General features: G+C 38.9%; 11 protein-coding genes. 9 read left to right on the forward strand and 2 right to left on the reverse strand.

Annotated features, from left to right (window positions below; all coding sequences use genetic code 11):
• Positions 1-320 precede the first annotated feature (320 nt).
• Both dnaK and dnaJ read left to right on the forward strand, forming a co-directional pair.
• The gene (gene dnaK / locus ABN217_RS07775) at positions 321-2,246 is read left to right on the forward strand and encodes a molecular chaperone DnaK (protein ID WP_196553498.1); all 1,926 of its coding nucleotides are present in this window, start codon (positions 321-323) and stop codon (positions 2,244-2,246) included.
• A gap of 105 nt (positions 2,247-2,351) precedes the next feature.
• Positions 2,352-3,491 (forward strand): molecular chaperone DnaJ, encoded by a 1,140-nt coding sequence (gene dnaJ, locus ABN217_RS07780; protein WP_164525931.1) that lies wholly within the window; start codon positions 2,352-2,354, stop codon positions 3,489-3,491.
• 75 nt (positions 3,492-3,566) lie between these two features.
• Here dnaJ and ABN217_RS07785 read toward each other — a convergent pair whose 3' ends face one another.
• The gene (locus tag ABN217_RS07785) at positions 3,567-4,412 is read right to left on the reverse strand and encodes a DMT family transporter (protein WP_196553499.1); all 846 of its coding nucleotides are present in this window, start codon (positions 4,410-4,412) and stop codon (positions 3,567-3,569) included.
• Between the two features lie 448 nt (positions 4,413-4,860).
• On the opposite strand from ABN217_RS07785, the gene nhaA reads away from it, so the two are divergent.
• Positions 4,861-6,039, forward strand: coding sequence for a Na+/H+ antiporter NhaA (nhaA, locus tag ABN217_RS07790; protein WP_196553500.1), 1,179 nt, complete (start codon positions 4,861-4,863; stop codon positions 6,037-6,039).
• A 190-nt stretch (positions 6,040-6,229) separates the two neighbouring features.
• On the forward strand, positions 6,230-7,150 hold the full coding sequence (gene nhaR, locus ABN217_RS07795; RefSeq protein ID WP_196553501.1) for a transcriptional activator NhaR: 921 nt from the start codon (positions 6,230-6,232) through the stop codon (positions 7,148-7,150).
• Between the two features lie 72 nt (positions 7,151-7,222).
• Here nhaR and rpsT read toward each other — a convergent pair whose 3' ends face one another.
• Positions 7,223-7,483, reverse strand: a complete 261-nt coding sequence (gene rpsT, locus ABN217_RS07800; protein WP_004248964.1) for a 30S ribosomal protein S20 — start codon at positions 7,481-7,483, stop codon at positions 7,223-7,225.
• Positions 7,484-7,913: 430 nt separating this feature from the next.
• On the opposite strand from rpsT, the gene ribF reads away from it, so the two are divergent.
• The 5 genes from ribF to ispH all read left to right on the forward strand — a co-directional run bounded on the left by ribF (position 7,914) and on the right by ispH (position 13,688).
• Positions 7,914-8,843 carry a bifunctional riboflavin kinase/FAD synthetase gene (gene ribF / locus ABN217_RS07805; protein WP_115350507.1) on the forward strand — a complete coding sequence of 310 codons (930 nt, stop codon included), beginning with the start codon at positions 7,914-7,916 and terminating at the stop codon, positions 8,841-8,843.
• 41 nt (positions 8,844-8,884) lie between these two features.
• Positions 8,885-11,695, forward strand: a complete 2,811-nt coding sequence (gene ileS / locus ABN217_RS07810; protein WP_349459291.1) for an isoleucine--tRNA ligase — start codon at positions 8,885-8,887, stop codon at positions 11,693-11,695.
• A 3-nt stretch (positions 11,696-11,698) separates the two neighbouring features.
• Positions 11,699-12,214: a signal peptidase II gene (gene lspA, locus ABN217_RS07815; protein ID WP_196553503.1), complete on the forward strand. Its 516-nt coding sequence runs from the start codon at positions 11,699-11,701 to the stop codon at positions 12,212-12,214.
• 69 nt (positions 12,215-12,283) lie between these two features.
• Positions 12,284-12,754 carry an FKBP-type peptidyl-prolyl cis-trans isomerase gene (gene fkpB / locus ABN217_RS07820; RefSeq protein WP_072069463.1) on the forward strand — a complete coding sequence of 157 codons (471 nt, stop codon included), beginning with the start codon at positions 12,284-12,286 and terminating at the stop codon, positions 12,752-12,754.
• A complete protein-coding gene (gene ispH / locus ABN217_RS07825; protein WP_072069462.1) occupies positions 12,735-13,688 on the forward strand; it encodes a 4-hydroxy-3-methylbut-2-enyl diphosphate reductase in 954 nt (317 codons plus the stop codon). The genes fkpB and ispH overlap by 20 nt, the downstream gene beginning before the upstream one ends.
• The last annotated feature ends 149 nt before the right edge of the window (positions 13,689-13,837 follow it).

Consider the following 13,837-nt stretch of genomic DNA (forward strand, 5'->3'; position numbering starts at 1 on the left):
AAAATTTGTGTGTTAATTCACCATGATATTATTTGTGTATTATATAACTGTTTGATAAATAATAAATTTTAATTTATTTAGACTTGGCTGATCCAATTTTTTCGCATTTTTTGCATTTTTTTTTATGATTCCCCTTGATGAATGTATTTATGACCCCATCTTCTTTTCAACTGCAATTACCACTATTGAGTTGCGTTGATTTTATATCCGCTTTGAAATGATGTTGTTAAGTCTATTAATTTTTGACTTGAAAAATGAATATTCATCCTCATATAGATTGGTAGTCAAATTGATAAAGAATTCTCTTTGGAGGCGTTTAAATGGGTAAAATTATTGGTATTGACCTGGGTACAACTAACTCTTGTGTTGCTGTAATGGATGGCAAAACTGCTCGGGTTATTGAAAACAGTGAGGGCGATCGTACTACTCCTTCAATCGTTGCATATGCACAAGATGGTGAAATCTTAGTTGGTCAGCCAGCAAAACGTCAGGCTGTGACTAACCCACAAAATACTTTATTTGCCATCAAACGTTTAATTGGCCGTCGTTTCGAAGATGAAGAAGTTCAACGTGACGTCGCTATCATGCCTTACAAAATTATTAAGGCTGATAATGGTGATGCTTGGATTGAAGCTCGTAACGATAAAATGGCTCCGCCACAAGTATCTGCTGAAGTCCTGAAAAAAATGAAGAAAACAGCAGAAGACTATTTAGGTGAAGCCGTTACTGAAGCAGTGATTACTGTTCCTGCTTACTTTAATGATGCGCAACGTCAAGCAACTAAAGATGCGGGTCGTATCGCAGGTCTTGAAGTTAAACGTATTATTAACGAACCAACAGCAGCTGCTCTGGCTTACGGTTTAGATCGTGAAGTTGGTAACCGTACTATCGCAGTTTATGACTTAGGTGGTGGTACATTCGATATTTCTATCATCGAAATCGATGAAGTAGATGGCGAAAAAACCTATGAAGTTCTGTCAACCAATGGTGATACTCACTTAGGTGGTGAAGACTTCGATAGCCGTTTAATTAACTACTTAGTTGATGAGTTTAAAAAAGAACAAGGCATTGATCTACGTAACGATCCATTAGCAATGCAACGTCTGAAAGAAGCTGCTGAAAAAGCGAAAATTGAATTATCTTCAGCACAACAAACAGATGTTAACTTGCCATACGTTACTGCCGATGCAACAGGCCCTAAACATTTAAATATCAAAGTAACTCGTGCAAAACTAGAATCTTTAGTTGAAGATTTAGTTAAGCGTTCAATGGAACCAGTACGTGTTGCATTAGAAGATGCAGGCCTGAAAGTAAGTGAAGTTAACGACGTTATTCTGGTTGGTGGTCAAACTCGTATGCCAATGGTTCAGAAAACTGTTGCTGACTTCTTTGGTAAAGAACCACGTAAAGACGTTAACCCAGATGAAGCGGTTGCAATGGGTGCGGCTGTTCAAGGCGGTGTATTAGCGGGTGATGTTAAAGACGTTCTGTTACTTGACGTAACTCCACTGTCTTTAGGTATCGAAACAATGGGTGGTGTAATGACATCCCTGATTGCAAAAAATACCACAATTCCTACTAAACATAGCCAAGTGTTCTCTACCGCAGAAGATAACCAATCTGCAGTAACTATTCACGTATTACAAGGTGAACGTAAACGTGCTAGTGATAATAAATCACTGGGTCAATTTAACTTAGATGGTATTCAGGCTGCGCCACGCGGTATGCCACAAATCGAAGTTACTTTTGATATCGATGCTGATGGTATTTTGCATGTATCAGCTAAAGATAAAAACAGTGGTCGTGAGCAAAACATCACAATTAAAGCCTCTTCTGGTTTAAATGAAGAAGAAATCCAAAAAATGGTACGTGATGCAGAAGCCAACGCAGAATCAGACCGTAAATTTGAAGAATTAGTGCAAACTCGTAACCAAGCTGACCAATTAGTTCACGGTACTCGTAAACAAATTGAAGAAGCAGGTGATAAATTACCAGCGAACGATAAAGAAGCTATCGAAAAAGCGGTAAGTGAGTTAGAAATTGCTTCTAAAGGTGAAGATAAAGACGCTATCGAAGCAAAAATTAAAGCATTAGTTGAAGCTTCTGAGAAACTGTTAGAAATCGCACAACAACAAGCACAAGCTGGTGCTGCAGGTAATGCTGCTGGCGCAGATGCAAGTGCGAAGAAAGATGATGATGTTGTCGATGCAGAATTTGAAGAAGTTGACGGTAAAGACAAGAAATAATGCCCTTAACGGGCCACGGTAACTCACTTGTGAATAGTTACTGATACCGAACACGGGCGTCGAGGAAACTCTACGCCCGTGTGCTTATGTCAAGGGTAATCTAGAATGGCAAAAAGAGATTTTTACGAAGTTCTCGGTTTAAGCAAAAACGCCGATGAAAAAGAAATTAAACGTGCATATAAGCGTTTAGCAATGAAATATCACCCAGACCGTAATCAGGGTGATAAAGAGTCAGAATCAAAATTTAAAGAAATCAAAGAAGCCTACGAAATTTTAAGTGATGCACAAAAACGTGCAGCTTACGATCAATATGGTCATGCTGCTTTTGAGCAAGGCGGATTTGGTGGCCAAGGTGGTGGTGGTTTCGGTGGTGGCGCTGACTTTGGTGATATTTTCGGTGATGTTTTTGGTGATATTTTTGGTGGTGGTCGCCGTCAACAACGAGCATCACGGGGATCTGACTTACAATACAACATGGATTTAACGCTTGAAGAAGCGGTTCGTGGTGTAACCAAAGAAATTCGTATACCGACATTAGAAACTTGTGATAAATGCCACGGTAGTGGTGCTAAAGAAGGTACCTCGGCTGAAACATGCTCTACCTGTCATGGTGCGGGTCAGGTTCATTTACGTCAAGGTTTCTTCACTGTACAACAAGCATGTCCAACGTGTCATGGTCGCGGTAAAGTGATTAAAGAGCCTTGTTCTAAATGTCATGGTGATGGTCGTGTTGAGCGTTATAAAACACTGTCTGTTAAAATCCCAGCTGGCGTTGATACGGGGGATCGGATCCGTTTAAGCGGTGAAGGTGAAGCGGGCGAGAATGGTGCACCAGCAGGCGATTTATATGTACAGGTTCATGTTCGCCAACATCATATATTTGAGCGTGATGGTAATAACCTTTATTGCGAAGTTCCGATTAACTTTGCGATTGCTGCCTTGGGGGGCGAAATTGAAGTTCCTACACTAGATGGCCGTGTAAAACTTAAAATCCCAGCAGAAACACAAACGGGCAAAATGTTCCGTATGAAAGGTAAAGGTGTCAAGTCTGTACGTAGTAGCACTGTCGGTGATTTGATGTGCCGTGTTGTTGTTGAAACACCTGTTAAGCTCAATGAAAAACAAAAAGAGTTAATGGAACAACTTGGTGAATCATTTGGTGGTAAAAGTGGTGAGAAAAATACACCGCGCTCTAAAAGTTTCCTAGATGGTGTGAAAAAATTCTTTGATGATTTAACGAAATAATCTTCATTACTCCTTTCAAAAAGGCCTGATGACAGTATTTATCATCAGGCCTTTTTATTTGAATGTGGCTCAAGATTATCCCATCTTGATGGCGACAATACCGGCTAAAATGACTAAACACGCTAATAATTGTTTGCGGTTAAATTGTTCTTTTAGCAAATAAACAGATAAGACCATGGCAAATAGTACGCTGGTTTCTCTTAATGCCGCTACAAGCACAATAGAAGCATGACTCATTGCCCATATCACTATGCCATAACTGATTAATTGCATGACACCACCTAAAAATGCGGGCTTCCAATAATTTTTTATTTTAGTTTTTAAGTGTTGGCGATAACGAAGCCATGCCAGCAAATACATTGCGATACCATTTAAAAAGAAGAGCCATAAAATATAAGCAAAAGGTGTTTCTCCCACTCGGGAGCCATTACCATCAGATAGGGTATAACTTGCGGTAAATAATGCGGTAAGGAGCGCAAAAAAGAGTGCATCTTTACGTAAATTAAGCGTCGCTATTTTTCGGCTACGTGAAATAAGGATAATACCTAAAATAATCAATAAAATGCCGATTAAGCCAGTAACAGGAAGTGTCTCATGAAAAAGAAAAAAACCAAGAACAGCGGTCATTAATGGCGCACTACCACGAGAAATCGGATAGACCTGATTAAAGTCTGCCAAGGTATAACACCGGCTTAAAGAAAGGGTGTACCCAATATGAAATAGGACGGAAAGAATAAGCCATTTCCATGCTCCTATATCGGGAAGTCCAACCCAAAACAGAGCTGGGATTGTCACAATACCTGAAAAAAAGGTAAGTAACGAGATCCCAAGAAATCGATCACTACCTACTTTGACTAATGCATTCCAACATGCATGGAAGACAGCGGCAAATAGCACAGCAATAAAAACGGTAATCGACATATTGATAGAGGCCTTTGTACTAAAGCGAAAATTATTTTTATAAAACCATAACACAATGGGTAAATAGTGAAATATATAACATTTTTTTCCTCATAATCTAAGGGTGTTATAAACGGAAAAGATAAACATAGTATTATTTTTTGATAATTAAAAATTAATATGTTTGATCTATTTTATCGATTGGTGTCGTTTATTGAATTAGATGCTTATTTTTACTAATAATTTAAAAAAATATATGTTTATTAATATGTTATAAATTATTTTTTAAATTATTGTTTTGTTTTTTTATTAAGAATTAATGTTTATTAATTTCGACTATCTATCTTGTTTTACTTAATATTTCTCAATTAACTCGAAAAATACGAATTGTTATCCATAAATAAACTGTTTTTTACGAATCCATGGTTAGCATATTATTAACAAGATTAGTAATTTTGAGGTTAATATTATGACGGCAATTATTAGACAATTTTTGAGATTAGAGGCATCAGGCGGTATTCTTCTGATTATTGCTGCTATTATCGCATTGATTATGGCGAATACACCTCTAAGTGCTTTGTATAATGAGTTTTTATCTATTCCTATTATGCTCAAGTTTGGTGCATTCGAACTTGATAAGCCATTACTGCTTTGGGTAAATGATGCCTTAATGGCTATTTTCTTTTTGGTGGTTGGATTAGAAGTTAAGCGTGAATTAAAAGAAGGCTCTTTAGCTCAACGTGATAGAGCCATTTTCCCTGCAATTGCTGCTGTAGGAGGAATGTTAGCTCCTGCATTAGTTTATCTTATGTTCAATCATACCGATCCTATTGGGCAACAAGGTTGGGCAATTCCAGCGGCAACAGATATTGCATTTGCATTGGGGGTGATGGCGTTATTAGGTAAGCGTGTCCCTGTTGAATTAAAGGTTTTCTTATTGGCTTTGGCGATCATCGATGACTTGGGCGTTATTGTGATTATTGCACTCTTTTATTCAAAGAGTATTGCACTGATGCCGTTGGCTTTGGCTGGGGTGATTGTTATTGCTTTGGGCATAATGAACTGGCGTAAAGTTGGCAATACCGCCGCTTATTTAGTTCTTGGGTTTGTTTTGTGGGTGTGTATTTTAAAATCGGGTATTCATGCCACTATTGCGGGTGTCATAGTTGGATTCATTATCCCATTAAGAAATAAAGAAGGTGATTCGCCTTCTGAAGAATTAGAGCATGTGTTACATCCTTGGGTTGCCTATTTAATTTTGCCACTCTTTGCATTTAGTAATGCGGGGGTTTCCTTAAATGGTGTGACATTAGATGGCATGTTATCCGCATTACCGTTAGGTATCGCATTAGGACTATTTTTGGGTAAGCCGATTGGAATTTTCCTCTTTAGTTGGGTTTCGGTAAAACTAGGCATTGCAAAATTACCAGATGCGATTAATCTTAAGCAAATATTTGCAGTATCTGTGCTCTGTGGTATCGGTTTTACTATGTCTATCTTTATCGCAGGATTAGCATTTGATGGTGCAAGTGAAGCTTATAATACCTACTCTAAGCTGGGTATTTTAGTAGGTTCAACGGTAGCTGCAGTTGTGGGATATTTGTTGCTTCGTTCTGTTTTACCGAAGTCAAAAACGAAGTCAATATAAGGAAATTTATTACGGATTTGAGTTTCTAAACACAATAAATACCGAGCTATATATTTAAATCTACGGTGCAATACAGTGTATTGTGCCGTAGATGTTTTTATGAGGATTGGATGCAAGGAAAGCCAATCGCAAACTAATGCGTTATTACATAGTCTGTGTTTAAGGCACAGAAGTTGAAAGGAAGATAACTATGCGGGTGTCACATCTCAATTTTAACCATCTTTATTATTTTTGGCATGTGTGTAAAGAAGGCTCTGTTGTAGGTGCAGCAGAAGCTCTGTATCTGACACCTCAGACAATTACAGGGCAAATTAAAGCATTAGAAGAGAGATTGGGTGGTAAGTTGTTTAAACGCCAAGGAAGGGGGTTAGTTCCTTCAGAATTGGGACAACTTATTTTTCGCTATGCCGATAAAATGTTTATGTTAAGCCAAGAGATGCTGGATATCGTCAACTATAGTCGTGAATCGAACTTGTTGTTTGATGTCGGTGTTGCGGATGCATTATCTAAACAATTAGTCAGTCGCGTATTAGAAACGGCCGTGATTGATCATGAGCAAATCCATTTGCGCTGTTTTGAATCAACGCATGAATTATTATTAGAACAATTAAGCCAGCATAAGCTGGATATGATTTTATCGGATTGCCCAGTAGATTCTTCACAACAAGAAGGCTTGTTTTCTGTAAAACTCGGTGAATGTAATATGAGTTTCTTTTGTAGCCATCCACTTCCTGAAAAACCGTTTCCTGAATGTTTAGAAGAGCGAAAATTACTGATCCCTGGTCGTCGATATATGTTAGGTCGCCATTTGTTAACGTGGATACGTAATAAGAATCTGCAAGTGGAAATTTTGGGAGAGTTTGATGATGCGGCATTAATGAAAGCATTCGGATTAAATTATAATGCCATTTTTGTAGCACCTTCACTGTATACCGATGAAACTTTTGCTCATAGTAATATCGAAGAAATTGGAATGCTTGATACAGTAAAAGAAGAGTATTACGCGATTTTTGCAGAGAGAATGATCCAGCATCCAGCGGTTCAGCGCGTTTGTAATACTGATTTTTCAGATCTTTTTAATGGGAATAAGAAGAGTATTGTAAATCCATAAGTGAGTATGGTTAAAAAGTAGAAAACAAAAAACCGGCATAAGCCGGTTTTTTATAACACAAGAAAGCAAATATTACATTGCTTTGATTTGTGCTTGCAGATTAGCTTTATGACGTGCTGCTTTATTCTTATGAATTAAGCCTTTAGTTGCCTGACGGTCAACAATCGGTTGCATGTCATTAAATGCTTTTTGTGCTGCTTCTTTATCACCTGAAGCAACTGCTGCGTATACTTTTTTGATGTAAGTACGCATCATAGAACGACGGCTTGCGTTGTGTTGACGACGCTTTTCAGACTGAACCGCACGCTTCTTAGCTGATTTGATATTAGCCAAGTTCCAACTCCCAAATATATTCTAGCGAGGACAAATACAAAGGTGAAGGAATATGCCTTTTCAACCTAAGTTTGTCAATGGATTTATACAAAATTAGCGTCGTTGTACGCGACACTTGTTTCGTTGTGATGGCGCAAGATTTTATCAGTTAAGGCGGGTAGAATACAGTCTTTTGAGTGAAAAAATCATCAAAATCGTGTATATGAGTAATAAATAATAGATTCTAAGAGGATCTACGATTGATTTTATGCGATTTTATAACCAAGAAGCGAGTGATAGTCCATTTTTGTTTGATGTGAGCAATCAAATTTAAGAACAACAGTGAATCGACTTGTCGAGATATTACTCATCAATAAACATTGATATATTGGGTTACTCTCAAGCCTTTGACAAGGTATAATCCAATAATTTCCACGGTATTGAGCCAGTTATGGAGCTAATTCGCGGTATACAGAATATTAGAGCGCTACATCATGGTTGCGTTTTAACAATTGGGAATTTTGATGGTGTCCATCGAGGCCATCAGGCATTATTGAAACACTTGAAGCAAGAAGCCTCACAGAGAGGATTACCCACGGTTGTGATGACATTTGAGCCTCAACCACTTGAGTTTTTTTTACCAGAAAAAGCACCAGCACGTCTGACTCGTTTACGAGATAAGATAAAGTATTTGGCTGAATGCGGTATTGACTACCTTTTGTGTGTCAAATTTGATAAACAATTTGCGGCACAAACACCCGAAGAGTTTGTTTCATCTCTACTGGTCGATAAATTAGGGGTGAAATTTCTTGCTATTGGTGATGACTTTCGCTTTGGCAAAAATCGTGAAGGTGATTTCCATTTTTTACAACAAGCAGGTGTTCGGTATGGATTTGACGTCGCAAATACAGAAAGTTATTGCGATAAAGGGTTACGTATCAGTAGCACCGCAGTAAGAGAAGCGTTACTCAATGATGATTTAGTTCTTGCTGAATCACTCCTTGGACATCCTTATAGTGTTTGTGGACGAGTTGTTCATGGTAATGAATTGGGTAGAACTATTGGTTTTCCGACAGCCAATATTCCAATGAAGCGCTTAGTTGCACCAGTGAAAGGTGTTTATGCCGTTGATGTCTATTTATCAGATAATCAATTACCTTTGCCAGGTGTGGCAAATATCGGAAGTCGTCCAACTGTAAAAGGAAAAGGCGTACAATTAGAAGTTCATTTAATCGACGTTAATATGGATTTATATGGACGTTGTATTGATGTTGTGTTACGAAAGAAATTGCGTAATGAACAGCGATTTGCATCATTGGATGCATTGAAGCAGCAAATCGCAGATGATGTGGCTACTGCTAGGGATTTTTTATCACAGTAGTCGGAGTCATAAACTAGCGGAAAATTGGAACTGAGAATCGAATGAGTGACTATAAAAATACCCTGAACTTACCAGAAACAGGGTTCCCTATGCGCGGGGATTTAGCAAAGCGCGAGCCAGAGATGTTATCACGTTGGTACAAAGAAGGTTTGTATCAAGCTATTCGTCAGGCGAAAAGTGGTAAAAAAACATTTATTTTGCATGATGGCCCTCCATACGCCAACGGCAATATTCATATTGGTCACTCAGTAAACAAAATTCTCAAAGATATTATTATTAAATCCAAAGGGCTGTCAGGCTTTGATTCTCCGTACATTCCAGGATGGGATTGTCATGGATTACCTATTGAACTAAAAGTTGAACAAATCGTAGGTAAGCCAGGAGAGAAGATATCTGCAGCACAATTCCGCGAGGAATGTCGTAAATACGCTTACGAACAAATTGAAGCACAGAAAAAAGATTTTATTCGTTTGGGTGTTTTGGGTGATTGGGATAAACCTTATCTCACAATGGACTATAAAACCGAAGCAAATACTATTCGTGCTTTGGCGCGTATCATTGCAAATGGTCACCTATTAAAAGGCGCTAAACCTGTTCACTGGTGTACCGCGTGTGGCTCATCATTGGCTGAAGCAGAAGTCGAATACTACGATAAAACATCCCCTTCTATCGATGTACGTTTCACCGCCGTAGATTCAAAAGCTGTTGCTGCTAAATTTGGCTCAGCAACAGATAAACCAATTTCTTTGGTTATCTGGACAACAACGCCTTGGACATTACCTGCTAACCGCGCTATCGCCTTAAATGCAGAATTTAATTATGCCTTAGTCTCATTTAATGATGAGTGTGTGATTTTAGCTGCTGATCTTGTTGAATATGTGATGAAACGTATTGGCGTAACTGACTGGGCTGTTTTAGGTGAATGTAAAGGTACAGATCTAGAATTGTTGCGCTTTAATCATCCATTTATGGGCTTTGATGTTCCTGCTATTTTAGGTGATCACGTTACTTTAGAAGCAGGTACAGGGGCTGTTCATACTGCACCAGGCCATGGTCCGGATGACTTTGTGGTTGGTCAAAAATATGGTTTAGAAGTTGCAAACCCAGTTGGGCCAAATGGTTGTTATTTACCTGGCACTTACCCAATATTAGACGGTGTTTTTGTTTTTAAAGCGAATGATGTCATCGTTGAATTGCTAAAAGAAAAAGGCGCTCTGTTACATCACGAAGCGATGCAGCACAGTTATCCTTGCTGTTGGAGACATAAAACTCCAGTTATTTTCCGTGCAACACCTCAATGGTTTATTGGCATGGATAAAAATGGGTTGCGTCAACAATCATTAAAAGAGATCAAGGGTGTTAAATGGATACCTGATTGGGGTCAAGCACGAATTGAGTCAATGGTTGAAAACCGTCCTGACTGGTGTATTTCTCGTCAACGTACTTGGGGTACTCCAATGTCTCTGTTTGTTCATAAAGAGACACAAGAGCCACATCCACGTACTTTAGAGTTGATGGAAGAAGTTGCAAAACGTGTTGAAGTTAGCGGTATCCAAGCATGGTGGGATTTAGATATTCGTGACGTGTTGGGTGATGAAGCTGACGATTACATGAAAACACCAGATACGCTGGACGTATGGTTTGACTCAGGATCAACACACTCAACCGTTGTTGATGCTCGCCAAGAATACCATGGTAATTCAGCCGATATGTATTTAGAAGGCTCTGACCAACATCGTGGTTGGTTTATGTCTTCGTTGATGATCTCAACGGCAATCAAAGGTAAAGCACCTTACCGCCAAGTATTAACACATGGTTTTACCGTAGATGGACAAGGCCGTAAAATGTCTAAATCTATCGGTAACACAGTAAGTCCTCAAGATGTGATGGATAAATTAGGTGCTGATATTTTACGTTTATGGGTTGCCTCAACAGATTATACAGGTGAAATCGCCGTATCTGATGAGATCTTAAAACGTTCTGCGGATACTTATCGTCGTATTCGTAATACTGCACGCTTCTTCTTAGCAAACTTGAATGGTTTTGATCCTGCAAAACATCAAGTTAAACCAGAAGAGATGGTCACGTTAGATCGCTGGGCTGTGGGGCGTGCGCAAGCTGCCCAAGCAGAAATTTTAAAACATTATGAAAACTATGATTTCCATAATGTTATTCAACGCTTAATGCAATTCTGCTCAGTGGAAATGGGTTCTTTCTATCTAGATATCATTAAAGACAGACAATACACAGCGAAAAGCGACAGTGTTGCTCGTCGTAGTTGCCAAACAGCATTATTCCATATCAGTGAAGCATTAGTCCGTTGGATGGCGCCAGTTATGTCATTCACTGCTGATGAAATCTGGAATGAACTGCCAGGTGAGCGTGCAAAATATGTCTTAACTGAAGAGTGGTATACCGATTTATTTGGTTTAGATGCATCAGAAACCTTAAATGACGATTACTGGGCTGAATTACTGGCTGTTCGTGGTGAAGTCAATAAAGTGTTAGAGCAAGCACGTACAGATAAACAACTACGTGGCTCTTTAGAAGCATCAGTCACACTGTATGCAGATAACGCTTTAGCAGATAAATTAAATGCATTAGGTAATGAACTGCGTTTTGTTTTATTAACATCTCAAGCGACAGTAGCTGATATTAGTGAAGCACCAGAAACAGCATTAGCCTCTGATATGGCGGGTTTAAAAATCGCCTTTAATAAAGCAGATGGCGAAAAATGTCCTCGTTGCTGGCATTATGCGACAGATATCGGTCAAGTAGCGGAACACGCTGAATTATGCGGACGCTGTGTTACTAACGTAGCCGGTAACGGTGAAGAACGTAAGTTTGCTTAATTAATGAAGAAAACACTTTGCTCTACAGGTTTACGCTGGTTGTGGTTAGCAATTGCTGTAGTGGTGTTGGATTTAGGAACAAAACAGTATTTCATGCAGACATTTCGTCTGTATGAATCTGTTGCTGTGATGCCTTTTTTCAATTTCACTTACGCACATAACTATGGTGCTGCCTTTAGCTTTTTAGCGGATAAAGGGGGATGGCAACGTTGGTTTTTTGCACTGATTGCATTAGCAATCTGCATTACTTTATTAGTAATGATGTATAAAAATAAAGCGAACGCCAAACTAAGTAACATTGCTTATGCGCTTATTATTGGCGGAGCATTGGGTAATCTTTCTGATCGTCTGATCCACGGGTTTGTTATCGATTTCCTTGATGTTTATGTCGGAGATTGGCATTGGCCCACTTTTAATATTGCTGATATGGGTATTTGTATTGGTGCTGGACTTATTATCATTGAAAGCTTTTTCCCTGATAAAAATGTCAGTCCGCAAGATACAAAAAAGCAAAAGTAATCAGACAATGAGTTAACTAAAATAACCCCTGCCTTATGGCGGGGGTTACGCTTAATAGAAGGTATTAGTATGGTTATGCAGGTACTCAACAATAGTGCGGTATTGCTGAATTTCACTTTAAAATTAGCCGATGGCTCTGTTGCTGAATCTACGCAAGCACATGGTAAACCCGCTCTTTTTCGTTTAGGTGATGAAAGTTTATCGCCAGCCTTAGAAGCTGAATTATTGGGGTTATCAACGGGAGATAAAAAAACTTTTACGCTTGCGGGCGAACATCTTTTTGGTAAATACAACCCTGACTTGATCCAATACTTTATGCCTTCTGACTTTGCAGAGTCTGGGGTGCCAGAAGCGGGCACTATTATGCTATTTACAGCAATGAATGGCAGTGAAATGCCGGGCATTGTAAAAAATGTCACTGAAGATTCTGTCACGGTTGATTTTAATCACCCATTAGCGTCAGAAGAAGTGACATTTGATATTGAAGTTGTCAGCATCAATCCTGAGGAGGAAACAACACATGCAAATACTGCTGGCTAACCCACGAGGCTTTTGTGCGGGTGTTGACCGAGCTATCAGCATTGTTGACCGCGCTCTGGAAATCTATGGCGCACCTATTTATGTTCGTCACGAAGTGGTTCATAACCGTTATGTAGTTAACGATTTACGCGAACGTGGCGCTATCTTTATTGAAGAAATTTCAGAAGTACCCGATAACGCGATTTTAATTTTTTCGGCTCATGGTGTTTCTCAAGCTATTCGTCAAGAGGCTCGTTCACGTAATTTAACAATGCTTTATGATGCAACTTGCCCATTAGTAACTAAAGTTCATATGGAAGTAGCTAGAGCTAGCCGTAAAGGTAAAGAGGCGATACTAATCGGTCATGCAGGGCATCCCGAAGTTGAAGGTACAATGGGGCAATACAATAACCCTGAAGGAGGGATGTATTTAGTTGAGTCACCTGCTGATGTCTGGAAGCTAACAGTCAAAGATGAAGACAATCTTTGTTTTATGACCCAAACAACACTTTCTGTAGATGATACATCTGAAGTTATTGATGCTTTAAATGCACGTTTTCCCAAAATTATTGGGCCTCGTAAAGACGATATTTGTTATGCAACAACCAATCGTCAAGAAGCGGCGAGAGAACTTGCTGAAAAAGCAGATGTTGTTTTTGTTGTTGGTTCTAAGAACTCATCAAATTCAAACCGCTTAGCAGAATTGGCTCAGCGTGCAGGAAAACCTTCTTATCTTATTGATAGCTTTGAAGATATTGATGAGTCATGGGTGACTAATGTCAATATTGTCGGAGTGACTGCAGGAGCTTCTGCCCCTGATATTTTAGTACAGCAGGTATTAGAGCGTCTAAAAAGCTTTGGTGCTGATGAAGTGATCGAATTATCAGGGCGTGAAGAAAATATTGTTTTTGAAGTACCTAAAGAACTTCGACTTGATTATAAAGTTATCGAATAAGACATCTAGAAAGCGTGGTTTTTAAAGCAGAGTTTAAATCTCTGCTTTTTTTATATCTAAAGTTAAATGAATAATCATGCTATTCATCTCTTTTACTGATAATTAGCGCTGTTTGGTGTGTTTTTCTTATCTAGAACGTTAAATACTGG

Origin of the sequence: Proteus sp. fly-1067 (genome assembly GCF_040139345.1) — a bacterium.
In the GTDB taxonomy this organism is placed as follows: Bacteria; Pseudomonadota; Gammaproteobacteria; order Enterobacterales; family Enterobacteriaceae; genus Proteus; species Proteus vulgaris_B.

Excerpts from the sequence above, each read along its gene's own strand:
- dnaK (WP_196553498.1), top strand. The coding sequence starts at position 321 with ATGGGTAAAATTATTGGTATTGACCTGGGTACAACTAACTCTTGTGTT.
- dnaJ (WP_164525931.1), top strand. The coding sequence starts at position 2,352 with ATGGCAAAAAGAGATTTTTACGAAGTTCTCGGTTTAAGCAAAAACGCC.
- ABN217_RS07785 (WP_196553499.1), bottom strand. The coding sequence starts at position 4,412 with ATGTCGATTACCGTTTTTATTGCTGTGCTATTTGCCGCTGTCTTCCAT.
- nhaA (WP_196553500.1), top strand. The coding sequence starts at position 4,861 with ATGACGGCAATTATTAGACAATTTTTGAGATTAGAGGCATCAGGCGGT.
- nhaR (WP_196553501.1), top strand. The coding sequence starts at position 6,230 with ATGCGGGTGTCACATCTCAATTTTAACCATCTTTATTATTTTTGGCAT.
- ribF (WP_115350507.1), top strand. The coding sequence starts at position 7,914 with ATGGAGCTAATTCGCGGTATACAGAATATTAGAGCGCTACATCATGGT.
- ileS (WP_349459291.1), top strand. The coding sequence starts at position 8,885 with ATGAGTGACTATAAAAATACCCTGAACTTACCAGAAACAGGGTTCCCT.
- lspA (WP_196553503.1), top strand. The coding sequence starts at position 11,699 with ATGAAGAAAACACTTTGCTCTACAGGTTTACGCTGGTTGTGGTTAGCA.
- fkpB (WP_072069463.1), top strand. The coding sequence starts at position 12,284 with ATGGTTATGCAGGTACTCAACAATAGTGCGGTATTGCTGAATTTCACT.
- ispH (WP_072069462.1), top strand. The coding sequence starts at position 12,735 with ATGCAAATACTGCTGGCTAACCCACGAGGCTTTTGTGCGGGTGTTGAC.